Below are 23509 nucleotides of genomic sequence, written 5' to 3'. Positions count from 1 at the left end.
GAGTGGCGCCACCAGATTTAGCGGGGTGGGGCCATGCGACGCGCGCATATGCTGAGGGGGGCGGTGCTGCTCGCAGGAGCGCTGACGCTCGCCGCCTGCGCGTCCGCGCCGCCCGCGGCATCCCCGTCCGGACTGCCGCGCAGCGGCGTCTACAAGGTCGGCAAGCCCTATCAGGTCAACGGGGTCTGGTACTATCCCGCCGAGGATTACTCCTACAGCGAGACCGGGATCGCCTCCTGGTATGGGCCGGGATTCCACCAAAAGGTCACCGCCAACGGCGAGGTTTACGACCAAAATGAGCTGACGGCCGCGCACAAGACCTTGCCCATGCCAAGCCTCGTGCGCGTCACCAATCTCGACAACGGCCGGTCGCTGGTTGTTCGCATCAACGACCGCGGCCCCTACGCCAACGGGCGAATCATCGACATGTCGCGGCGCGGCGCGCAATTGCTTGGGTTCGAAGGCACGGGCACGGCCAAGGTGCGCGTGCAGATTCTGGCGGAGGAAAGCCGGGCGGTCGCCGCCGCGGCCCGCCAGGGCACGCCGGCGCCGATGCTGGCCGAGCTGGACGGTCCGCCGCCGAAGGCCGCCCCGCGCGGTTCGGTGGAGGTCAGCGGCTCCGCCCGTCCGACCCCGGCCGCGGTCACCCGCGCCCCGGTGCCGCCGCCCACGACGGTGGCCGGCGACATGGTGGACGGCCGCTTCGTTCCGGCCCCGGTGGTTGCCGAACTGCCGGTGAAGCCCTACGAGCAGATCTACGTCCAGGTCGGCGCCTTCGGCAGCCAGGACAACGTCACCCGCGTGCGCGCCCGTCTGGCCTCGCTCGGCCAGCAGGCCCAGGTCACCCAGACGGTCGCCGGACGGCAGCGGCTGCAGCGGGTGCGGGTGGGGCCGCTGGCCAGCGTGGAGTCCGCCGACGCCGTTTTGAACCAGATCATCCAAGCCGGCCTTACCGACGCCAAAATCGTGGTTGATTGATCACCCGCGAGCCCAGTCCAAGCTTGGCCCGAGGTCGGGCCTCGTTCCGTTTCACGTCTTGTCCAGTCCGCGTTCCGAAGGGAGTTGTCATGGTCGCTGTCGTCCGCACCCGCGTTGCCCGCACCCGTTTCGCCATGGGCCTTGCGGTCGCGCTGTTCGCGGCGGGGGTGGGGCCGGTGGCTCACGCCGCCAGCATCGAAACCATCGCCAAGCAGGCGATCCTGGTCGATATCACCTCGAACACGGTGCTGTTCGAGAAGAACCCGGATCAGCGCATGGCGCCGTCCTCGATGAGCAAGATCATGACGATGTACATGGTCTTCGACGCGATCAAGGAAGGCCGGCTGACGCTGGAGAGCACGCTGCCGGTGTCGGAGCGCGCGTGGCGGATGCAGGGCTCCAAGATGTTCGTGGAGCTGCACAACAACATCAAGGTCGACGACCTCATCAAGGGCGTGATCGTCCAGTCAGGAAACGACGCCTGCATCGTCTTCGCCGAAGGTCTCGCCGGCTCCGAATCGGCCTTTGCCGAGCGCATGAACAAGCGCGCCCGTGATTTGGGGCTGAAGGACACCAACCTGACCAACGCGACGGGCTGGCCCGACCCGAATCACTACATGACCGCCCGCGATCTCTCGATTCTGGCCGAGCATCTGATCAAGGACTTTCCGGAATACTATCACTACTATTCGATCCGGGAGTTCAAGTACCACGGCATCAACCAGGGCAACCGCAACCCGCTGCTCTACCGCGGCATGGACGTGGACGGCATGAAGACCGGCCACACCGAGGCCGGTGGCTACGGCCTGACCGCCTCGGCGGAGCGGGAGGGGCGCCGCCTCGTCCTGGTGGTCAACGGACTGCCGAACATGCAGGCCCGCGCCGACGAATCGGCCCGGCTGATCGAGTGGGGCTTCCGCGAATTCGCCACCTACGCCCTGTTCAAGGCGGGCGAGACGGTCGATCAGGTGCCGCTCTGGCTTGGCGCGCAGGACAGCGTGCCGGTCACCGTGCCGGAGGACATGAAGGTCACCATGGCCCGCGCCGACCGCAGCGGCATGAAGGTCTCGCTGATCAGCAACGCCCCGGTCGCCGCCCCGGTGAAGAAGGGCGACGTGGTCGGCAAGGTCGTGGTCTCCGCGCCGGGCTTCCCGGGCAAGGAGTTCCCGGTGGTCGCCGCCCAGGACGTGGAGAAGCTGGGCTTCGTTGGCCGCGCCCTGGCGGCGGCGAAGTTCCTCATTTTCGGGGCGAGCTGATTGGTGTAAGCCGGCCCGTCACCGCCGGAATCCGGAAGGCGGCGGCCTCATCACCATCGGGAGCAAACCATGACGCGCGGGCGGTTCATCACGCTGGAGGGCGGCGAGGGGGCGGGCAAGACCACCCAGATCCGCCTGCTCGCCGACGCGCTGATCGGTTGGGGGAAGCGGGTCGTGCTGACCCGCGAGCCCGGCGGCTCGCCAGGGGCCGAGGAGATCCGCGGCCTTCTGGTGTCGGGGGAAACCGGCCGCTGGGGGCCGGTGACCGAGGCGCTGCTGCACACCGCCGCCCGCCGCGACCATCTGGAGCGCACCGTCTGGCCGGCGCTGGAGGTCGGGCACTGGGTCATCTGCGACCGCTTCTTCGACAGCACGATGGCCTATCAAGGCTATGGGCTGGGACTGGGACGCGAGATGGTCGCCACGCTCCAGGCCACGGCTCTGGGCGATTTCCGGCCGGACCTGACCCTGATCCTCGATCTGCCGGTGGAGGACGGTCTGGCCCGCGCCGCGGCGCGGCGCGGCGGGGAGGACCGCTACGAGCGCATGGACGTTGCCTTCCACCATCGCCTGCGCGACGGCTTCCTCGATATCGCCGCGCGGGAACCGGAGCGCTGCGTGGTCGTCGACGCCGGACACCCCGTGGAATCGGTGCAGGCGGCCATTCTGGACACGGTGACCCGTCGCCTGGGAGCCTCCTGAGGTGAGCCGCGCCCGCGCGCCCGAACCGGTCGCGGAGGAGGATGCCTTCGCTCCGCGCCGCAACCCCGAACTGACCGGTCACGAGGACGCCGAGCGCCTGCTGCTCGACGCCTGGAACTCCGGGCGGCTGCCGCACGCCTGGCTGATCGGCGGCCCGCCGGGGATCGGCAAGGCGACGCTGGCCTTCCGCTTCGCCCGCTTCGTCCTGTCCCAGGGGCACGAGCCGCCGGACGCCGGCCTGTTCGGCGCACCGCCGCCGCCCGCCTCGCTGGCGCTGTCCCCGGACGCCCCGGTCTTCCGCCGCGTGGCGTCGGGCGGGCACGCCGACCTGCTGACCGTGGAACGCCAGCGCGACGAGAAGCGCGACCGGCTGAAGCGCGACATCGCCGTGGACGATGTGCGCAAGATCGGCCCCTTCCTGCGCAAGACCGCCGCCGAGGGCGGTTGGCGCGTGGCCGTGATCGACGGCGCTGACCGTATGAATCTCAGCGGCTTGAACGCCATTCTTAAGATTCTGGAAGAGCCGCCAACCGGCGCCCTGCTGCTTCTGGTCAGCGACAACCCTGGCGGCATGCTGCCCACCATCCGCTCCCGCTGCCGCAAGCTGACGCTTCAACCACTTCCTGAGGAAACGGTTCTCAACCTGTTGGCCCAGCATCGCCCGGACCTGGGCAGTGAAGACCGGGCGGCGCTCGCCCGGCTGGCGGAGGGAAGCATCGGGCGGGCCATCGGGTTGGCCGAGGCCGGCGGGCTCGACCTCTACCGGGAACTGATCGGGCTGCTCGGCACTTTGCCGCGACTGGACATCACCGCCGCCCACGCCTTCGGCGACAAGCTGACCCGCAAGCAGGACGACGGGCTCTACGAGACGGCCACGGACCTGCTCGTCTGGTGGCTGGCCCGCTTCGTCCGGTCGCTGGCCCGTGGGGCATGGCCGGCGGAAGTGGTGGCCGGGGAGGCCGCCCTGATGACCCGTCTGGCCAACGCCCGCGGCCTTGAACGTTGGGTGGAGGTGTGGGAAAAGGTCCAACGCCACTTCGCCCGTGCGGAATCCGCCAATCTCGACCGCAAACAGGTGGTCCTGAACGCCTTGGCGACGCTGGAAGCGGCTGCTACTTAACACGGACGACACACCACGCCCACCCTGGGCCGGCGACGCGCCGGGCCGGCGCATTCTCGGGAGAGCCTCTGACATGACCGGGTCGAAGACCTTCTACCTGACGACTCCGATCTACTATGTGAACGACGTGCCCCACATCGGGCATGCGTACACCACGCTCGCCTGCGACGTGCTGGCCCGCTTCATGCGGCTGGACGGCTATGACGTGAAGTTCCTCACCGGCACCGACGAGCACGGCCAGAAGGTGGAGAAATCCGCCTTGAACGCCGGTATCGCGCCGCAGGAGTTCACCGACCGCGTGTCGAAGAACTTCCGCGACCTCGTCTCGCTGATGAACTTCTCCAACGACGACTTCATCCGCACCACCGAGCCGCGGCACATCGCGTCGGTGCAGGAGCTGTGGCGCCGTCTGGAATCGGCCGGCGAAATCTATCTCGGCAGCTACGCCGGCTGGTACTCGGTGCGCGACGAGGCCTTCTACGGCGAGGACGAGTTGACCACGTCGCCGTCGGGCAAGAAGATCGCCCCGACCGGCGCCGAGTGCGAGTGGGTGGAGGAGCCGTCCTACTTCTTCCGTCTCTCGGCGTGGCAGGACCGCCTGCTGGAGTTCTATGAGCAGAACCCGGACTTCATCGCCCCCGCCGGCAAGCGCAACGAGGTCGTCGCCTTCGTCAAGTCGGGGCTGAAGGACCTGTCGGTCAGCCGCACCACCTTCAAGTGGGGCATCCCGGTGCCGGGCAACCCCGACCACATCATGTATGTCTGGCTGGACGCCCTCGCCAACTACATCACCGCGGTCGGCTTCCCGGACGAGAGCGGCGAGTACGCCAAATACTGGCCGGCCAACCTGCACATGGTCGGCAAGGACATCCTGCGCTTCCACGCCGTCTACTGGCCGGCCTTCCTGATGGCCGCGAAACTGGCCCCGCCGAAGCGCGTCTTCGCGCACGGCTGGTGGACCATCGAAGGCCAGAAGATGTCGAAGTCGCTGGGCAACGTCATCGCGCCGGAGACGCTGGTCAACACCTACGGCCTGGACCAGACCCGCTACTTCCTGCTGCGCGAGGTGCCCTTCGGCAACGACGGCGACTTCTCCCACAAGCAGATGGTGCAGCGGATCAACGGCAACCTCGCCAACGATTACGGGAACCTCGTCCAGCGCTCCCTGTCGATGATCGGGAAGAACTGCGGGGCCGCCGTGCCGCAGCCGGGTGCCTTCACGGAGGCCGACGAGGCCCTGCTCGGCGCCGCCCGCAACCTGCTGCCGATCGTCCGGGCGGAGATCCAGTCGCAGTCCTTCCACAAGGCGCTGGACGCCATCTGGGCGGTGATCGGCGACGGCAACCGCTATGTCGACGAGCAGGCGCCCTGGGCGCTGAAAAAGACCGATCCGGCGCGCATGGCCACCGTGCTGTACGTGCTGGCCGAGACCATCCGCCACCTCGCCATCCTGACCCAGCCGATCATGCCGGAAGCCTCGGCGAAGATCCTGGACCAGCTGGCGCAGGGGCCGGAGGCCCGCGGGTTCGACCGGCTGGGGGCGGATGGGGCGCTGGTCCCCGGCACGCCGCTGCCCACGCCGCAGGGCGTGTTCCCGCGCTATGTGGACGAAGCAAAGAGCTGACGAACGATGCTGGTCGATAGCCACTGCCATCTCGACTTCCCCGATTTCGCCGAGGAACTGGACGCGGTCGTCGACCGCGCCCGGCAGGCGGGGGTGGGGCGGATGGTGACCATCTGCACCTACCTGTCGCGCTTCGACCGTATCCTGGCGGTCGCCGAGCGGTACGACGATGTCCTGTGTTCGCTCGGCGTCCATCCGCATCAAGCGGCGGAGGAGATCGCCGGGGTGAGCGTCGAGCGCCTCGTCGAGCTGTCGAAGCACCCGAAGGTGATCGGGCTGGGCGAGACCGGGCTCGACTATTTTTACGACAAGAGCCCACGGGACGTTCAGCAGGATTGCTTCCGCCGGCACATCCGGGCCAGCCTGGAGACCGGCCTGCCGCTGATCGTGCACACCCGCGACGCCGACGACGACACCATGCGGATCGTCCGCGAGGAGGCCGCCGGCCAGCCGGTCAACGGCTTGCTGCACTGCTTCAGCTCCGGGCGGCAACTCGCTGAAGAGGCTCTGGATTTCGGCTTCTACATCTCCTTGTCCGGAATCGTCACCTTCAAGAAGTCGGAGGACCTTCGCGCCATCGTGAAGGACGTTCCGCTGGACCGGATTCTGGTGGAGACGGACGCGCCCTATCTGGCGCCGATTCCGTTCCGCGGCAAGCGCAACGAGCCGGCTTACGTCGCCCACACGGCGGCCTGCGTCGCCGGGGTCAAGGGCGTGGACTCGGCGGAGATGGCCCGGATCTCCACCGAGAACTTCTTCCGCCTGTTCCCCCGCGCCGGAACGGCCCATCAGGCCGCCGCATGACCGGCCAGCGGGTCACGATCCTCGGCTGCGGCGGATCGCGGGGTGTTCCCGTGATCGGTCTCGGCTGGGGCTCCTGTGACCCGGCGAACCCCAGGAACCGCCGGATGCGCCCGTCCATCCTGGTGGAGTGGGAGCAGGAGAGGGCCGGGCAGGGCGGTGACGTCAGCGTCCTGGTCGACACCTCGCCGGACCTGCGCCAGCAGCTTCTCAACGCCGATGTGCGGCGGCTCGATGCCGTGCTGTGGACGCACCAGCACGCCGACCATTCCCATGGCATCGACGAACTCAGGGAACTGTGCCGCACCATGCACGCGCCCATCGACGCCTTTGGCAGCGCCGATGATCTGGCGGAGCTGGAGCGGCGTTTCGGCTATTGCTTCGAGCCTCTGCGCCCCGGTGATCCCTTTTACCGCCCGGTGTTGACGCCTCGCGCCGTGGAAGGCCCGTTCGAGGTGCGCGGTCGCCGGATCGTGCCCTTCGAGCAGGATCACGGCTATCTGAAGACTCTCGGCTATCGCTTTGATAAATTTGCCTATTCGACCGACGTTGTGAGTTTGGATGAAGACGCTTTCTCGGCGTTGGAGGGAGTCGAGGTGTGGGTGGTCGACTGCGCCCGGATCGAGCCACCGCATCCGGTTCATGCCCATCTCGCCCTGACGCTGGAATGGATCGCGCGGGTGCGCCCCAAGCGGGCCTACCTCACGCACATGGACCAGACCATGGATTACGACACGCTCCGCCGGCTGCTTCCCCCCGGTGTCGAGCCCGCCTATGACGGGCTCGTCATCGAGCTTTGACCATCGGTTGATGACGGAATGGGGCAGGGCGATGGTCAGTCATCCGGCATGATGAGGCCCAGTCGCCCGGCGATGAAACGGTCCGCGGCCGCCTTGGCCGCCTGATCCGCCGTCTGGGAATTCAACTTGAACTTTTCCCTGTAAAGCTTTGATGTGGCGTTGATTGCTGCGGGCAGAGCGGTGACCGTCGCGCGGTATTCCTTCTCCGGCCAAACCTCGAAATCGCTCCAGGATCGAAAGGCGGCGACGGCCCGGCCGCGCTGCTCGGCCATCTTCTTGGCCTCAGCGGACATGGGCGATTCGAGCAGGGTGCTGGGCACCAGCGACGCCTGAAGATCGTCCACCTCGAACTGGCGTTCATAACCGTGACGGATGCTGCCGCGCTCCGCCAGGGCCGGTTCGATGGCCGGGTCCATGTGGGCTGAGACGGCTCTCCATTCCGGCAGGTCAAACACGGAAGACGGAGGGGTGCATAGACCAGGCGTCTCGTCGCGCGCGTTGCCCCAGAAGGCGCCAAAGGCCTCAAAGGCTGGTTGCCCATGCTTGGTGAACAGGAAGCAGGGCGCGTCCATTTCCGTGGTGGACAGGACATGGCGCAGGAACAGCAGCGACGTGGCCAGCGGTGCGCTCGAAACGTCGCCGAGGTTGGCCATCTCTTCAAGGAGATAGGGATCTTTGGGAAGACCTTGGTTCAAGATCTCGTCCACCAGCCTGCGCACCGTCGTGTCCTTGTCGGGCACCGTCACCGTGCCGCTCTGGTAAAGATAGACCAGCCATGCCTTTGCCGGCGCGCCGTTGTAGCGTTGAAGCGCCGTGGCGGCGACCTTGGCGTCCTTCGGAATGCCGGCGACGACCGCGGCAAGCTTCTTCTGGGCGGCCGAATTCTGGGCGGCGAGGTCGGCGGCGCGCGCCTCATACAGGGCCCGGCAGGCCGGGATGGTGGATTTGTCGGCGCAGGCACCGTCACGTTCGGCCAGAAACGCCTTCTGCGCGCGCTCGACGGCATCCCGGCCGTCGGCGGGCGTGTTTCCCAGGGTGTCGCGCAGAAGCGTCGCCATATCCTCGGCGGCAACCTTCAGATCGGCGCTGGCGCAGATGGTCCGGTCGGTCCGGCCAGCTGGTTTGGTGCAGTCGGGTGGTGTCTGGGCCATGGCGGCAAACGGGATCAGACAGAGCGACAGCACGGGGCCGAAAAGCCACGAGGAACGAGGCATAAGGCGCAGCCTTCATCGAAGGGAATGAACGCGGGAGCGAGCCGCGACGATAGTCGATTGGCTGGAACGCCGGAAGGGACGGATTGGTGCCCTGCTCGCTTCTCCGTGACGCTATTTTCCATAATACAGATTATATGATCGATTGCTGCTCGAAAGGGACCCTTCCTCCACCCTTGGCGATGCCCAAAATGCACGCTACATAAATCGCAGTTTATAGCCAACGGTCAGGTTCCGGTGAAGGACTCCCACACGCCGACGACATGGCGGCACCGATGCGGCACCACGCTGCTCGCCGCTGTCCTGGGAGTCGTTGCAACCGTTTTTTGGTCGGGCCATTCCGACGCAGCGCCCGACGTCTCAGCGGACAGCGAGACCGTCCCCGCACAACTGCATCCGGCGCCGGACGATCCGCCTGTTCCCACCGTGCCCGATCTATCGGCGCTGCGGACGGCCTTGGCGGAGTTCCATTGCGCCGAACTGAATGTCGCCATCGGCAAGGACCATAGGGTTGCAATCTCCGGATTGACGGCGGGCGACACCGATCCGGACAGTCTCGCGCTGCTCGCTCAGGACTTCCTCATCGGCCAGCGGGCCGCCGTCGAGATCGAGCGGGCGTCCCCTGCCCTGTGCGAACCCCTGACCCTGATCGGCCCTTTCCGGTCTGCCAACGCCGGCTCGGCGGCACCCTTGGCGATCCGCTTCAAGAATGCCGCCGAAAGGCCGTTTGAGGGCGGCCAGGATTTGGTGTTCGACATCACCGCCCCTGAATTTCCGGCGCATCTGCAGGTGGATTACTTTACGTCAGACGGTGACGTGATTCACCTGTTGCCCAATCCGTTGGAGATCAGCGGCCGTGTGGAGTCCGGCGCGGTTCGCCGACTGGGTGAGCGCGGCGCCGGCGGGCGATCCTGGAGCATCGGACCGCCATACGGTCACGAGTTGATCGTCGTGATCGCCAGCCCCACACCGCTCTTCCCGTCTCCCCGACCCGAAGCCGAGGCGGCCGCGTCCTATCTGCCCGCATTGAAGCAGGCTCTGGACTCCGCCGCGCCGGTCACCGTGGCCACCGCGCGTTTCGTGAAGACCAATGCGCCCTGACACACCTCGCCATGACCCGCTTGGTCAGGCCGGAAGAAGGACGAAGCGGGCGAGGATGAGGGTGATGTTGTCCGGCCCACCCGCCCTGTTGGCGAGGTCGATCAGCCGGGCACAGGCGTCTTCGGCAGCAGGCGGCGGCTGTTGGGCAAGGATCCGCTGGATCACACCCTCCGGTACGATGCCGGTCAACCCATCCGAACACAAAAGGTAAAGATCATCCGGCCGCAAATCGTGGATGGCGATGTCGGGTTCCACCTGCTCTGCGGTGCCGAGCGCGCGAACGATGATGTTGCGATGGGGCGCCTGCCCGCGGCGCCCGTTGTCGAGCCAGACTTGATAAAGGCTGTGATCGCGCGTCAGCAGGCGCAATTCCCCGTCGCGCAGGCGATACAGGCGGCTGTCTCCGGCGTGGAACACCACCACGCGCCCCGTTCCCGGCACTCGCCAGAGCCCCACCAACGTCGTTCCCATGCCGCGCCCCTCGGCAAATCCGCGCTGGCGGTTCAGGGCATTGATCCGGCGATTGGCGGCCACCACCGCGGAGCGGACCGTCGATGCGGCGTCCGCGGCCGCCCTCTCCTCCTCCGCCGGGGATGGCGTCCGACCGCCATCGGCATGGTGCTGGGAAGCAACAACCGCGGCCACGACGTCCACCGCGGTGCGGCTGGCGATGTCGCCGCCAGCGTGTCCACCCATGCCGTCGCAGATCACCGCCAAGCCGCGCGCCGGGTCGAGGTGGAACGAGTCCTCGTTGCGCGAACGGACACGACCAACATCCGTCTGTCCAGCGGCGATCATGTCGATCAGGGCGGATTGCATCACGCGAACGGCTCCAGCGCGTTACAGCCGAACCAGCTTCCTGGAAACAGCCTTCGGCAACGCGAAAAACCGCCTCGGCTCTGCATACGATAATGGCGGAGAGCACGTGGATTGAACAGCGGGAAAGGACGCGTGAAAACGCCTCAGACGCTGACGTCCAGGAGCGTGCCGCGCTGCTTGCCGCCGTAGCCGGTGCCATTGGTCCGCGCCTGGACGGCCGCCGTCTGCGGGTCGATCGCCTGCCCCGACTGGGTCGCGTTGCGCGTGTCGCGTGTCTGGTCCAACTTGCCGACCGCCTGGGTCGCCTGGACCGTCTGGGTGCGGACGGTGGGCGTGGTCTGCTGCGCCGCCTGAACCGCCGGAGACATGGCCATCTGCATCGCCGGTGTGATCGGCGGCTGAGGCTTCGCCATCGGCGGCATATTGAGCGGATTTAACTGCATGTTAAGAAGATGCGCCCGCTCACCCGCCGATTCAAGATCCGAATCGACGCAGTGGCCGATTCAAAGGCGAAGGCTGCAACAGCCTTCGCTTTTTCACGATCAAGGAACGATGAGGTGTGTCAGACCGCCGGCTGCTGCTGGGTGATGCAGTGGATGCCGCCGCCGCCGCGCACGATGTCCAGGGCCGGAACCTGCACCACCTCGCGGTCCGGGAAGGCCCGGCGCACGATGCGGAACGCCTCGTCGTCCGCCGGATCCTCAAAGGCCGGCATGACGATGCCACCGTTGGCGATGTAGAGATTCGTGTAGGATAGGGTCAGCCGCACGCCGTTCTCGTCGCGCCGCGCCGGCTGACGGACCGGGATGACCTCCAGCTCTCGCCCCTGGGCGTCGCGGGCGCGCTTCAGCCGGTCCAGATTGTCCTGGAACGCCTTGAAATTGGCATCGCCGGGATCGTCGGTGGTGATCGCCATGACGACGCCGGGCTTCACGAACAGGGCGATCTCGTCGATGTGACCGTCCGTCTCGTCGTCCTGATAGCCCTCGCCCAGCCAGATGATGCTGGAGATGCCGAGATGCTCCTTCAGCAACTCCTCGATCTCCGCCTTGCCGAGATTCGGGTTGCGGTTCGGATTCAGCAGGCACTGCTCGGTCGTCAGCAGCGTCCCCTCCCCGTCCACATGGAAGGAGCCGCCCTCCATGATCAGAGGAGCTTCGAAGCGGCGCAGGCCGAGATGCTCCAGCATCAGACGCCCGACCTGTTGGTCCTTGGCGCTGTCCGGGTAATTGCCGCCCCAGGCGTTGAATCGCCAATGGACGCCCGCCAGCTGCCCTTTCCCATCGGTGACGAAGCTGGGTCCGGTGTCGCGAATCCAGGAATCGCTGATGGGCAAGGGCAGGATTTCGACGCCCGGCCCGCAGGCCAGGGAAGCGTCGGCAACGTCTGTGGGATCGCAAACCATGGTCACCGGTTCGAACCGGCTGATGGCGCGGGCGACGTCGGTGTAGGCGGCAGCGGCGGCGTCGAAGACCCCCTCGGGCCACGTCTCGGGCCGGCACGGCCACGCCATCCAACAGCGGGTGTGCCGTTCCCATTCGCCCGGCATGGTGAAGCCTTCCGCCGCCGGTGTCGTCATCTTTGAATCTCCTGCCAAATCCCTGAACTGTCCGGCTCTTGTTGCGTGGCCGGAGCGGGTCGTCACGGCGTCACCCGTGACCCACGGTCACCCTAACCACGGAGCGGAGGATTTGGCAACGGCCACCAAAGTAGCCTCTGGAATGCCCGGAAGGGCAACGCGCTCGACCGCTCAACGGCGGGAGGGCGGACGATCCGAATAGCGGCGCTTGGGCGCCGAAAAAGGCATCGAAAAACCAAGACGAAGCATCGGGAACCATAAGAGCGCGCGCACGATACGGCCTCATTCGCTGTTGCAGATGCCCATACGATAGCAAATACAGCAGCGAACGGCCACCCCCGCCGTCTGCGGCCTAACGGCATAGCCCCTATGAGGCGATATTTGGGGGTAGCAGGGGCTCTTTTCAGCCCCCCTGCACCGCCATCTGTTCGTCCCGCGTCTTCTGCCGTTCCTGGCGCGCCATGACCAGGCTGGCGATGAAGATGCCGGTGGCGACCACCACCATCATCAGCGTCGCCAGCGCGTTGATCTGCGGGCTGATGCCGAACTTAACGCTGGAGAAGATGACCATCGGCAACGTGGTGGAGCCAGGCCCCGACACGAAGCTGGCGACCACCACGTCGTCGAGCGACAGGGTGAAGGCGAGCAGCCAGCCCGACACGATGGCCGGGGCGATGATCGGCAACGTGATGACGAAGAAGACCTTGGCCGGGCGGGCGCCCAGGTCCATCGCCGCCTCCTCCAGGCTCTCGTCCAGGCTGACGAGGCGCGACTGGATGATCACCGCCACATAGGCCATGGTGAAGGTGGTGTGGGCGATGGTGATCGTCGTCATGCCGCGGCCGTCCGGCCAGCCGATGGCCTGCTCCAGCGCCACGAACAGCAGCAGAAGCGACAGGCCGGTGATGACCTCCGGCATGACCAGCGGCGCGGTGATCATGCCGCCGAACAGCGTCCGCCCGCGGAACCGCCCGAAGCGGGCCAGCGCCAGACCGGCGACGGTGCCGAGCACGACCGACGCGGTGGCCGACATCGCCGCCACCTTGAGCGACAGCCAGGCCGCCCCGAGAAGCTGGTCGTTCTGCAGAAGCTCCGCGTACCATTTGGTGGAGAAGCCGCCCCACACCGTGACCAGCCGCGACTCGTTGAAGGAGTAGAAGATCAGCAGCGCGATCGGCACGTAGAGGAAGGCGTAGCCGAACCACAGCGCCCAGGCCAGTTTTCCCATCTGCTTCATCGCCCGGCCTCCGTCTGGCGTCCCTGGACATGCTGGAAGACCATGATCGGCACCACCAGGAACAGCAGAAGCGCGATGGCCACCGCCGAGGCGACGGGCCAGTCGCGGTTGGCGAAGAACTCGTTCCACAGCACGCGGCCGATCATCAGCGTGTCCGGGCCGCCCAGCAACTCCGGCGTCACGAACTCGCCGACCGAAGGGATGAAGACCAGCAGCGACCCGGCGATGATGCCCGGCAGCGACAGCGGCAGAGTCACCGTCAGGAACGCCTTCCAGGGCCGGCAGCCGAGGTCCGCCGCCGCCTCCAGCAGCGTCGGGTCGAGCTTCTCCAGCGTCGCGTAGAGCGGCAGCACCATGAAGGGCAGATAGCAGTAGGTCATGCCGATGTAGACGGCCCAGTCCGAATAGAGCAGTTCGAACGGCTCCGTCGTCAGGCCGGTCCATTGCAGCAGGTTGTCCACCACCCCGTTGGCCTTCAGGATGCCGATCCAGGCGTAGATGCGGATCAGGAAGCTGGTCCAGAAGGGCAGGATGACCAGCATCATCAGCGGCCCGCGCTTCGACGGCTCCGCCCGGGCGATGGCGTAGGCCATGGGATAGCCCAGCAGCAGGCAGCAGACGGTGGTGACCAGCGCGATCTTCACCGAGTTCAGATAGGCCAGGATGTAGAGGTCGTCCCCGCCCAGCCGCAGATAGTTGGAGAGGTTCAGCAGGACCTGGAGCTTGGTCGTGCCCGCGTCCTCGTCCACCAGCCAGTCGATCAGCGGCGCATAGGGCGGCTGCGCCAGCATCGCCTCCGACAGGCTGATGCCGAACACGATCAGGAAGGGCACCAGGAAGAACAGCAGAAGCCACAGGTAGGGGATGGCGACCACCGCCCCCCGCCCCCACAGGCCGATCCGGCGCAGAAGATCGATCATTGCGTCAGCACCACGCCGGCGAAGGGACGCCAGCTCAGATACACCTCGTCGTCCCAGGTGATGGGCATTTCGGTCCGCCGCACCACGTTGGGCGCCGTGACCCGCACCGTCTTGCCCGTCTTCAGCTCGACCAGATAGATCGACACGTCGCCGAGATAGGCGATCTCGCGCACGATCCCGCTGGTGACGTTGCGCCCATCGGCGTTGGTCGCGGCGTTGGCCGGCGGCTCCTTGCTCAGCGCGATCTTCTCCGGGCGGACGGCGACGCCCACGGTGGCGCCGGCGGGCACCGCCACAGCGTGGTTGATGTAGAGGTCGCAGCCGGCGTCCTCGGAGCGGATCAGCACATGGTCGGCCTGATCCTCCACCACCCTGCCCTCGAACATGTTCACCGATCCGATGAACTCCGCGACGAAGCGGGACTGCGGGTACTCGTAGATCTCGGTCGGCGTGCCGGTCTGGGCGATGACGCCATGGTTCATGACGGCGATGCGCGAGGACATGGTCATCGCCTCCTCCTGGTCGTGGGTGACCACGATGAAGGTGACGCCCAGTTTCTCCTGGATGTTGACCAGCTCGAACTGGGTCCGCTCGCGCAGCCGCTTGTCCAGCGCGCCCAGCGGCTCGTCCAGCAGCAACAGCTTGGGCCGCTTGACCAGAGAGCGGGCCAGCGCCACGCGCTGCCGCTGGCCGCCGGAGAGCTGGTGTGGCTTGCGCTTGCCGAACTGGCCGAGCTGGACGAGGTCGAGGATCGCCCCCACCCGCTCCTTGATCTCGGCCTTGGCGACGCCGTCCTGCTTCAGGCCGAAGGCGACGTTCTGCTCCACCGACATGTGCGGGAACAGGGCGTAGGACTGGAACATCATGTTGACCGGCCGCTCGTACGGCGGGATGCCGGCCATGTCGACGCCGTCGATGAAGATCTTGCCCTCGGTCGGCGTCTCGAACCCGGCCAGCATGCGCAGCAGGGTCGTCTTGCCGGACCCGGAGCCGCCCAACAGGGCAAAGAACTCCCCCCGGTAGATCGACAGGCTGACCTCGTCCACGGCGACGAAATCGCCGAAGGTCTTGGTCACCTTCTCGATTCGCACATAAGGCTTCTGTCCCGGGTCCTGCCAGGGTTCCAGGCGCGTGGGCTTGCGGATCGGCTGGACGGCCATGCGGCTCCTCTCGGCGTCCTCTCTCATGGGAACGCCCCGGCCGTTCCCGACAGGGAGCGACCGGGGCGCGTGTCGCGCATGCCGGTAGACGGCGCGCTTACTTGCCGGTCTTGACCTTGGTCCAGACGCGGGTGCGGGCGCGGTCGGTGGTCTGCTTGATCGACTTCAGGGCGAACAGCTTGACGCTGCTGTTCTCCGGCAGGAAGACGGCGGGGTTGGTCTTCACGCCCTCGTCGACCGAGGCCAGCGAGGCCGGAACGGCGTTGGCGTAGCTGACCGTGTTGGACACCGCCGCGATGTTCGCCGGGTCCAGGATGAAGTTGATGTAGGCGTGCGCGCCGTCCTTGTTCGGCGCATCCGCCGGAACGGCCAGCGTGTCCCACCACACCTGCACGCCTTCCTTCGGCGTGATGAATTCGACCTTCACGCCGTTCTTGGCTTCCTCGGCGCGGGCCGCACCCTGGATGGCGTCGCCGTTGTAGGCCATGACGACGCAGGCGTCGCCGCCCGCCAGGATGTTGATGTTCTGGCCGGTGACGAACTGCTTGATGTAGGGGCGGACCGCCAGCAACGTCTTCTCGACCTTGTCCAGATCCTCCTTCTTCTCGGAGTTCGGATCAAGGCCGAGGTAGTTCAGCACCGACGGGATCACGTCGATGGCCGAATCCATCACGGTGATGCCGCAGGCCGCGACCTTCTTCGCCACCTCCGGCTTGAAGATCAGGTCCCAGCTGTCGAGCGGGACGTCGGGGGCGACGGCCTTGATCTTCTCCGGGATGATGGCGATGCCGACCGTGCCGCCCAGATAGGGCACGGCAAACTTATTGCCGGGGTCCGAGTTCTCGAGGAGCTTGAGAACCTTCGGATCGACGTTCTTCAGGTTCGGGATCTTCGCCTTGTCGAGCGGCGCCACGACCTTCGCCTGAATCATGCGCGACAGGGTCGGTTCGGCGGTGGGGACGATCACGTCATAGCCCGACTTGCCGACCAGCACCTTCTGCTCGAGCAGCTCCAGGCTGTCGTACAGGTCCACCTTGGTGTCGTAGCCGGTGGCCTTGGTGAAGTCCGCCAGCGTCGACTCGCCCAGATAATCGTTCCAGATGTAGATGTTGACCGGCTTCTTGGCCTGGGCCAGCGCCGGGCCGGCGATGGCGATCGCCGCGACGGCGCCGATGACGCTGAGAGCGAAACGTTTCATGCAGAAAGCCCCCGAATTCTGGATCGTTCGTCAGTTCGCAACTGGTCGACTTTTTTCCATTCGACGTGAGGGGCGGCGTGCGTTGCACGGCGTCCCCGGCGCGAGCGCTATTGCACTCACGGGGAGGTTGGTTGTCAACGGTTTGCCGGTGGTTCGCGGGGTTTTGCGGAACGGAAATGCCCCCTTCCGCGGCAGCGGCGGAAGGGGGCGGAAAAATGCTCAAACGTTCAGCAGAAGATTCTCGCGTTCCCAGGAGCTGATCACGCGGTGATAGGCCTCGTACTCCGCCTCCTTCACGCAGGTCACGGCGTCGAAGAACTTCTCGCCCAGCACTTCCTTCAGTGGCTTGCAGGCGTTGAACTTCTGGAGCGCGTCGCCCTGATGGCGCGGCAGGGTGAAGGCGAGCCGATAGGCGGACCCCTTCACCGGGTCGGTCGGCTCCAGCCCCTGCGCCATGCCGAGATAGCCGCAGGCCAGCGACGCGGCGATGGCGAGGTACGGATTCGCGTCCGCGCCGGCAACCCGGTTCTCCACCCGGCGCGAATCGGCGGGCGAGACAGGAACGCGCAATCCGGTGGTGCGGTTGTCGCGACCCCAATGCACGTTGATCGGAGCGTCGGAGTTCGGCACCAGCCGCCGGTAGGAGTTCACGTTCGGCGCCAGCAGCGGCATCGCGTAGGGCAGATACTTCTGAAGCCCGGCGATGTGGGACATGAACAGGGGCGTGTCCGCCCCGCTGGCGTCGGAGAACAGGTTGCGCCCGGAATCCGCGTCGACCACCGACTGGTGGATGTGCATGGCGCTGCCCGGCTCGTTCTGCATCGGCTTGGCCATGAAGGTCGCGTAGACCTGATGGCGCAGCGCCGCTTCGCGCGCCGTCCGCTTGAACAGGAAGGCCTGGTCGGCCAACTCCAGCGCGTCGCCGTGGTTGAAGTTGATCTCGATCTGCGCCGCCCCGGCCTCGTGGGTCAGGGTGTCGATGTCGATGTCCTGCGCCTCGCAGAAATCGTAGACCATCTCGAAGATCGGATCGAACTCGTTCACCGCGTCGATGCCGAAGGCCTGCCGCCCGCTCTCCACGCGCCCGTTGCGCCCGACCGGGGGTACCAGCGGATAGTCGGGGTCCTTGTTGATCTGGACGAGGAAGAACTCCAACTCCGGCGCCACCATCGGCTTCCAGCCGCGCTCCTCGTAGAGCGACAGCACCCGCTTCAGGACATGGCGGGGGGAGAAGTTCACTGGGCTGCCGTCGGCATAGACGCAGTCGGTGATGACCTGCGCGGTCGGCTCCTCGTACCAGGGGACGAAGCGGATCGTCCGCTCGTCCGGGATCATGTAGATGTCGGAATTCTCATCCGAGGTGACCGAGTCGTCCTCCGGATACTCTCCGGTCACGGTCTGGACGAAGATTGCCTCGGGCAGCCGCAGACCGCGGTCGCGCAGGATGCGCAGGAACTTCTCGGCGGGCACGATCTTGCCGCGCGCGATGCCCGACATGTCGGGCACGAGGCATTCCACTTCGGTGATGCGGTTCTTCTTGATGAAGTCTTCCATGAAACCCATGAACGTATGGACCGCACCGGACGGTGGGCAGCCCCTCCCTGCAGTGGATGACCCGCACACTATGATCCCGCACCCCCTCCTCGCGCCAGAGGGGAACAAAGATCCTGCCCATATGACCGCTGGAATCATTGACGGGGCGGGGGTCCCTCCCCTAACTCGGCAGTCATGCCGACATCATCCCACATTCGCTCGTGGTACGCCGACACCGCGACTCCGCACCCGCAGCACCCCGTGCTGGAGGGAGCGCTGACCTGCGACGTCTGCGTGGTCGGCGGTGGCTACACCGGGTTGATGAGCGCGCTGGAACTGGCCGAGCGGGGCTACGACGTGGTTCTGCTGGAGGCCAACCGCGTCGGCTGGGGGGCGTCGGGCCGCAACGGCGGGCAGATCATCACCGGCTACAACAAGTCGATGAGCACCATCGAGCGCTGGGTCGGGGCGGAGGATGCCCGGCGGCTGTGGGACCTCGGCGAGGAGTCCAAGGCGTTGCTGGCGGAGCGGGTGGCGAAGCACGCCATTCCCTGCGACCTCACATGGGGCTTCGTCCACGCGGCCGTGAAACCGCGCCACATGGACGACGTGGCGGCGATGGAACACGAGATGCGCGACCGCTACGGCTATGGGAAGGTCCGCGCGCTCGACCGCGAGGCCATGCGGGCGGTGGTGCGCAGCGACGCCTATGTCGGCGGGCTGGCCGACGACGGAAGCGGCCATCTGCACCCGCTGAACTACGCGCTGGGCCTCGCCGCCGCCGCCGCTCGGGCCGGCGTGCGCATTTTCGAGGACAGCCGAGTCACCGCCATCGACACCGGGGACCGTCCCGGCGCAACCACGGCGAAGGGACAGGTGACGGCGCGCTTCCTCGTGCTGGCCGGGAACGCCTATCTGGGGGCGCTGGCGCCGCGCCTGTCGGCCGTGGTGATGCCCGTCGCCACCTACATGATCGCCACCGAGCCGCTGGGGGAAACGACCGCGGCGTCCCTGCTGCCGACCAATGTGGCGGCCAGCGACATGAATTTCGTGCTGAATTACTTCCGCCGCTCCGCCGACCACCGGCTGCTGTTCGGCGGCGGCGTCAGCTATTCCGGGCTGGACGCGCCGGGCTTGAAGATCGCCATGCGGTCCAAGATGCTGGCGGTTTTCCCGCAACTCCGCGGCGCCGCCGTCGATCATTTCTGGGGTGGCCACGTCGCCATCACCATGAACCGCCTGCCGCATGTCGGGCGGCTGACGCCCACCACCTATTTCGCCCACGGCTATTCCGGCCACGGGGTGGCGCTGGCCGGCATGGCCGGGCGGGTGATGGCGGAGGCGATCCGAGGCACGGCGGAGCGGTTCGACGTGTTCGCCCGCCTGCCTCACCACCCCTTCCCCGGAGGGCGACGTTTCCGCACGCCGGCGCTTGTCCTCGCGATGCTCTGGTTCCGGCTGCGCGATCTGCTGTAACCTGCCCGTCCCATTCCCGCTTCCGGTCCCCGCTCATGCCCGACGTCCCCGATCCCGAAACCGGAAGCATGGAAGCTGCCGCCGAGGCGACACCCGCCGCGGCAACGCCGCCCGATGCAACGCCCGCGGCGCCGATGCGGGATACGCATTTCGATTTCGAACACAAAGTGTTCAGCCTATCCGGCGCCTTCTTCTGCATCGACCCGTCCTCCAAGCAACCGGTGCTCCACATCCTGCTGGGCGATCTGAAGGCCGCCCTGCCCTTCAACACGCTGATGGAATCCTTCGACATCAAGGAGGACAGCCGCGACTCCAAGCTGCTGGACGTGGTGGAAAAGGGCTTGGCCTATGTGAAGCAGATCCGCCCCGGCGAGCAGATTCCGGGAGAGCTGCTGGACGGCCGCGCCTCCTGGTCGGTGGAGGAGAAGCACCGGAACATCGCGCGGGGACGCCTGACGGTGCAGCTCGTCTCCTCGATCTCCGGAAGCGAGATGATCGTGGTGAACGCCGACGAGCTGGAACAGATTGTCGAGGATCCCCAGACCAAGCAGCGCGTCAAAGCCGCCTTCACGGACATCGCGGCAAAGCTCGATCTCAAGGACAATTACGAACAGTATCTGACCGACCGCATCGAGGATCTGACTCAGGAGCTGTCCTACATCGAGGCGCTGCGTGACCGCTTCAACGCCATCCGTGCCATCAGCGGCAAGCTGAACCGGCTGACCCAGATCTACCGGACCGACCGCACCCTGTGCAACGAGGTCGCGCGCATGCAGGGCCTGCTGGGCAAGCCGCTGAAGGACTACGACGCCGTCTTCGAACAGGCGGATGCGCAGACCGGCGAGATCTTCGGCGCGCTGAAGGCGTTCGACACCACCGTGACCTTCATCCGCAAGATCCGCGACGACCTGCGCGCCCGGCTTCTGGAGTGGGAGGACATACTCCAGGCCTGGGACACAACCCCGTTGGAAAAGTCCACCGCCATCGAGCAGCTGCAGAAGCAGACCTACCGCTTCCTCGCCAACCGCTTCATGGAAACCAAGGTCTGGATTCGCAAGTAGCCGGATTCTTCGACATCCCCCGCTGGAGCCGTGGCCAGACATCCGAATGGCTGGGATGATCATAATTGGCTTGTCACCGCGAGGGTCGCAGCAAAACACCCCTCCATCCACACCTTGACGGTGGCCGACACGGAGGATGTCGCCATGACAAGAATCAAACTGTCTTTATCGGGTGTTTTAGCGCTTTTGACGATTCTGTGGCTTGCCGCCGAACCTGGAGTGTTTCTGCCGGACGGATTTTTTGGTCTTCGCGCCCAATTGGTTCAGTACAGCGGGATCATTGCCATCGGTTGCATGGCTATGGCGATGATCCTGGCGCTGCGGCCGCAATGGCCGGAAGCGTGGTTCGGCGGTCTCGACAAGATGTACCGCCTGCACAAATGGCTGGGCATCGCCGCGCTCGTTGGTGCGATTGTCCATTGGCTTTGGGCCCAGGGGCCGAAATGGGCGGTGGGCTGGGGATGGCTGACCCGGCCGCAACGGGGTCCGCGTGCCATTCCCGAAAATCCCCTTGAGCAGTCGTTCCAGAGTCTGCGTGGCACCGCCGAATGGCTCGGCGAATGGGCCTTCTACGCGGCCGTGCTGCTGATCGCGCTGGCGCTGTTCAAGCGCCTTCCCTACCGGCTGTTCTTCAAGACGCACCGTTTGCTGGCGATTGCCAATCTCGTGCTGGTTTTCCACGCAGTCGTGCTGACCAAATTCGCCTGTTGGAGTTCGCCGATCGGCTGGATCATGGCGCTGTTGCTCACCGCCAGCGCCTGGGCCGCCGCCGTCGTGCTTCTCGGCCGTGTCGCCGCCGACCGGCGGATTTCCGGCACCATCAGCGCGCTTCATTACTTTCCGGGCGTGCGCACGCTTGAGGTCGCGATCGACGTTCCCCAGGGCTGCCCGGGGCACAAGACGGGCCAATTCGCCTTTGCGACCTCGGACACCGCGGAGGGCGCCCATCCCTACACCATCGCCTCGGCCTGGAGCGACACCGACCGCCGCATCACCTTCGTGGTCAAGGAACTGGGCGACCACACCCGGCGGCTGCGGGAGCGGCTGACGGTTGGCCAAGCGGTGACGATAGAGGGACCTTATGGGTGTTTCACCTTCGACGACTCCTGCCCGCGCCAGATCTGGGTGGGCGGCGGCATCGGAGTCACGCCCTTCATCGCCCGCATGAAGTTCCTGGCGACACTCCCTGAACGGCCGCCGCAAACCATCGATTTCTTCCACACCACCAGCGATTACGATGAAGGAGCGATGGCGAAGCTCACCGCCGACGCCGCGGCGGCGGGGGTTCGCCCGCATGTCCTGGTCGACAGCCGCGATGGCCGGCTGGATGGCGAGCGCATCCGTGCCGTGGCGCCGGAATGGCGTGACGCCAGCGTCTGGTTCTGCGGCCCGGTCGGCTTCGGGCAGGCGCAGCGGCAGGACTTCGCGGCCCACGGCCTGCCGGTGGACCAGCGCTTCCACCAGGAACTCTTCGCGATGCGCTGATCCCAAGGAAGCCTTACGCCTCCGGCTCGCGCAGCAGGGCGCCTTGGCGCAGCAGCTCGCGCTGGATGGCGCCGACCGGAATGTCGCGGGTGCGCTCGCCGCGCCGCGCCGCCATCGACGCGCAGACCCCGGCGGCCTGCCCCGTCGCCATGCAGGTGGGCGTCACCCGGTAGGAGGAGTGGGCCTCGTGGCTGCCGGAGATGCAGCGCCCGGCCACCAGCAGCTTCTCCGTTCCCTTGGGCAGCAGGGCGCGCATCGGCACCTCGTACCATTCGCCGGAGGGCACGCGCTTCAGCACCGTGCCGCGGCCCGTGGGGCTGTGGATGTCCACCGGATAGGTGCCCCGCGCAATGGCGTCCTTGAACTTCGCCGCCCCCAGCACGTCGTCCGCGGTCATGGCATAGTCGCCGACGATGCGCCGCGTCTCGCGGATGCCGATTCCAGTGCCGGTCTGGCAGGTGTAGGCTTCGGCGAATCCGGGGGCGTACCTGCGCAGGAAATTGGCGATCTGCGCGGCCTGCCGATGGCTCTCCCACTCCGCGCGGGTCAGGTCGAAGACGTCGGTGCCCAGAGCGCCGGTCACGCGCGTGCAGTTCAGGGCGATCTCTCCGGGGTGGGTGGTGGCGAAGAACAGGATGTCCTCGCGCGCCAGATCGAGGTCGCCGTTGGCGGTGGCCTTGGACACGAGGTCCCACAGCCCGTGCACGCCGCGCCATTGCGTCGGATGCTCCCGCACATAGCCGCTGAAGGCGTCGTGGTCGAAGCCGACCATGCGGAACATCAGAGTCATCGGCTGGGTCAGCCCGTCCTCCTCCCGCCCGACCTCGTAGTCGCAGCCGGCCAGCGCCGCGATGTCGCCGTCCCCGGTGCAGTCCACGATCACGTCGGCCTCGATGACCACCGGGCCGGACTTCGTCTCGAAGACCACCGCGTCGGGTTTCCCCGGCTCGCCGAGGACGGTGGAGGCGAACGCGTGCAGCAGCACCCTCACCCCGGCCTCGTCGAGGATCTGCTGAGCGGTGACCTTGAGCACCTCCGGATCGAAGGGAACGGTGAAGCCGGTGTCGGGCGAGGGCGGAATGGCCCCCTGGTTGGTGTAGAGGCGCCCCAGGAAGACGGCCAGCGCCCCGCCCACCACCGGCTCGCCGGGTCCATGGTCCTGCGGCATCAGGCGCGTGTTGTCGACCACCGCCACCGAACCGCGCTGCGTGTAGAAGCTCATCCAGGGCATGACGAGCGCCGCCGTGGCGTTGCCGCCGAGAAAACCGTAGCGTTCCACCAGGATGGTGTCGGCTCCCGACTGGGCGGCGCCGATCGCCGCCCCCATGCCGGCCGGGCCGCCGCCGACGACGAGCACGTGGCAGCGCGCCACCTTCATGGCGCGGCGCGGCGGCAGGGTGACGGTTTCAGGGTTCGGGGGACATGGCAGGACTGGCAAGACTGACTCC

21 protein-coding genes are annotated in these 23509 nt (G+C 66.6%); 11 read left to right on the top strand and 10 right to left on the bottom strand.

Going from position 1 to position 23509, the window contains the following annotated elements; all coding sequences use genetic code 11:
• Positions 1-33: 33 nt before the first annotated feature.
• From H0B54_RS03320 to H0B54_RS03290, 7 genes are all read left to right on the top strand, one after another.
• A complete protein-coding gene (locus tag H0B54_RS03320) occupies positions 34-978 on the top strand; it encodes a septal ring lytic transglycosylase RlpA family protein (protein WP_188259234.1) in 945 nt (314 codons plus the stop codon).
• Between the two features lie 89 nt (positions 979-1067).
• Positions 1068-2234, top strand: coding sequence for a D-alanyl-D-alanine carboxypeptidase family protein (locus H0B54_RS03315; protein WP_188259233.1), 1167 nt, complete (start codon positions 1068-1070; stop codon positions 2232-2234).
• A gap of 69 nt (positions 2235-2303) precedes the next feature.
• Positions 2304-2936 (top strand): dTMP kinase, encoded by a 633-nt coding sequence (tmk, locus tag H0B54_RS03310; RefSeq protein ID WP_188259232.1) that lies wholly within the window; start codon positions 2304-2306, stop codon positions 2934-2936.
• 1 nt (position 2937) lies between these two features.
• Positions 2938-4056: a DNA polymerase III subunit delta' gene (locus H0B54_RS03305; RefSeq protein WP_188259231.1), complete on the top strand. Its 1119-nt coding sequence runs from the start codon at positions 2938-2940 to the stop codon at positions 4054-4056.
• 73 nt (positions 4057-4129) lie between these two features.
• Positions 4130-5680 carry a methionine--tRNA ligase gene (gene metG / locus H0B54_RS03300; protein WP_188259230.1) on the top strand — a complete coding sequence of 517 codons (1551 nt, stop codon included), beginning with the start codon at positions 4130-4132 and terminating at the stop codon, positions 5678-5680.
• A gap of 6 nt (positions 5681-5686) precedes the next feature.
• Positions 5687-6484, top strand: a complete 798-nt coding sequence (locus H0B54_RS03295; RefSeq protein WP_188259229.1) for a TatD family hydrolase — start codon at positions 5687-5689, stop codon at positions 6482-6484.
• On the top strand, positions 6481-7281 hold the full coding sequence (locus H0B54_RS03290) for an MBL fold metallo-hydrolase (protein ID WP_188259228.1): 801 nt from the start codon (positions 6481-6483) through the stop codon (positions 7279-7281). The genes H0B54_RS03295 and H0B54_RS03290 overlap by 4 nt, the downstream gene beginning before the upstream one ends.
• Before the next feature lie 35 nt (positions 7282-7316).
• Here the strand turns inward: H0B54_RS03290 and H0B54_RS03285 are convergent, their stop codons facing one another.
• Positions 7317-8495, bottom strand: a complete 1179-nt coding sequence (locus H0B54_RS03285) for a lysozyme inhibitor LprI family protein (RefSeq protein WP_188259227.1) — start codon at positions 8493-8495, stop codon at positions 7317-7319.
• 234 nt (positions 8496-8729) lie between these two features.
• On the opposite strand from H0B54_RS03285, the gene H0B54_RS30390 reads away from it, so the two are divergent.
• A complete protein-coding gene (locus tag H0B54_RS30390) occupies positions 8730-9593 on the top strand; it encodes a DUF4384 domain-containing protein (protein ID WP_188259226.1) in 864 nt (287 codons plus the stop codon).
• Positions 9594-9617: 24 nt separating this feature from the next.
• On the opposite strand, the gene H0B54_RS03275 is transcribed toward H0B54_RS30390, so the two are convergent.
• The 8 genes from H0B54_RS03275 to H0B54_RS03240 form a co-directional block, all read right to left on the bottom strand.
• On the bottom strand, positions 9618-10412 hold the full coding sequence (locus tag H0B54_RS03275; RefSeq protein ID WP_188259225.1) for a PP2C family protein-serine/threonine phosphatase: 795 nt from the start codon (positions 10410-10412) through the stop codon (positions 9618-9620).
• 143 nt (positions 10413-10555) lie between these two features.
• Complete coding sequence (locus tag H0B54_RS03270) at positions 10556-10825, bottom strand: hypothetical protein (RefSeq protein WP_246472301.1); 270 nt, start codon at positions 10823-10825, stop codon at positions 10556-10558.
• 149 nt (positions 10826-10974) lie between these two features.
• Positions 10975-11991: an agmatine deiminase family protein gene (locus H0B54_RS03265; protein ID WP_188259224.1), complete on the bottom strand. Its 1017-nt coding sequence runs from the start codon at positions 11989-11991 to the stop codon at positions 10975-10977.
• 403 nt (positions 11992-12394) lie between these two features.
• Complete coding sequence (locus H0B54_RS03260) at positions 12395-13228, bottom strand: ABC transporter permease subunit (protein ID WP_188259223.1); 834 nt, start codon at positions 13226-13228, stop codon at positions 12395-12397.
• Positions 13225-14148 (bottom strand): ABC transporter permease subunit, encoded by a 924-nt coding sequence (locus H0B54_RS03255; protein WP_094302068.1) that lies wholly within the window; start codon positions 14146-14148, stop codon positions 13225-13227. Before H0B54_RS03255 ends, H0B54_RS03260 begins: the two co-directional genes overlap by 4 nt.
• Positions 14145-15308 carry an ABC transporter ATP-binding protein gene (locus H0B54_RS03250; RefSeq protein ID WP_038527850.1) on the bottom strand — a complete coding sequence of 388 codons (1164 nt, stop codon included), beginning with the start codon at positions 15306-15308 and terminating at the stop codon, positions 14145-14147. Before H0B54_RS03250 ends, H0B54_RS03255 begins: the two co-directional genes overlap by 4 nt.
• A gap of 97 nt (positions 15309-15405) precedes the next feature.
• Entirely contained in the window at positions 15406-16506 is a 1101-nt protein-coding gene (locus H0B54_RS03245) for an extracellular solute-binding protein (RefSeq protein WP_188259222.1), read from the bottom strand.
• 219 nt (positions 16507-16725) lie between these two features.
• Positions 16726-18069, bottom strand: a complete 1344-nt coding sequence (locus H0B54_RS03240) for a glutamine synthetase family protein (RefSeq protein WP_094302065.1) — start codon at positions 18067-18069, stop codon at positions 16726-16728.
• A 165-nt stretch (positions 18070-18234) separates the two neighbouring features.
• Between H0B54_RS03240 and H0B54_RS03235 the strand changes: the two genes are divergently transcribed.
• The 3 genes from H0B54_RS03235 (at position 18235) to H0B54_RS03225 (ending at position 22061) form a co-directional block, all read left to right on the top strand.
• Positions 18235-19515 (top strand): NAD(P)/FAD-dependent oxidoreductase, encoded by a 1281-nt coding sequence (locus H0B54_RS03235; RefSeq protein ID WP_188259221.1) that lies wholly within the window; start codon positions 18235-18237, stop codon positions 19513-19515.
• Between the two features lie 68 nt (positions 19516-19583).
• On the top strand, positions 19584-20576 hold the full coding sequence (locus H0B54_RS03230; protein ID WP_246472299.1) for a hypothetical protein: 993 nt from the start codon (positions 19584-19586) through the stop codon (positions 20574-20576).
• A gap of 144 nt (positions 20577-20720) precedes the next feature.
• The gene (locus tag H0B54_RS03225; protein ID WP_188259219.1) at positions 20721-22061 is read left to right on the top strand and encodes a ferredoxin reductase family protein; all 1341 of its coding nucleotides are present in this window, start codon (positions 20721-20723) and stop codon (positions 22059-22061) included.
• Between the two features lie 13 nt (positions 22062-22074).
• Here the strand turns inward: H0B54_RS03225 and H0B54_RS03220 are convergent, their stop codons facing one another.
• Positions 22075-23499, bottom strand: a complete 1425-nt coding sequence (locus H0B54_RS03220; protein ID WP_246472297.1) for an FAD-dependent oxidoreductase — start codon at positions 23497-23499, stop codon at positions 22075-22077.
• Positions 23500-23509: the final 10 nt, after the last annotated feature.

The sequence above is a fragment of the Azospirillum tabaci genome (assembly GCF_014596085.1).
Taxonomy (GTDB): Bacteria; Pseudomonadota; Alphaproteobacteria; order Azospirillales; family Azospirillaceae; genus Azospirillum; species Azospirillum tabaci.
The sequence above is the reverse complement of the archived record's forward strand: the minus strand, read 5'-3'. Positions and strand labels throughout refer to the sequence as shown.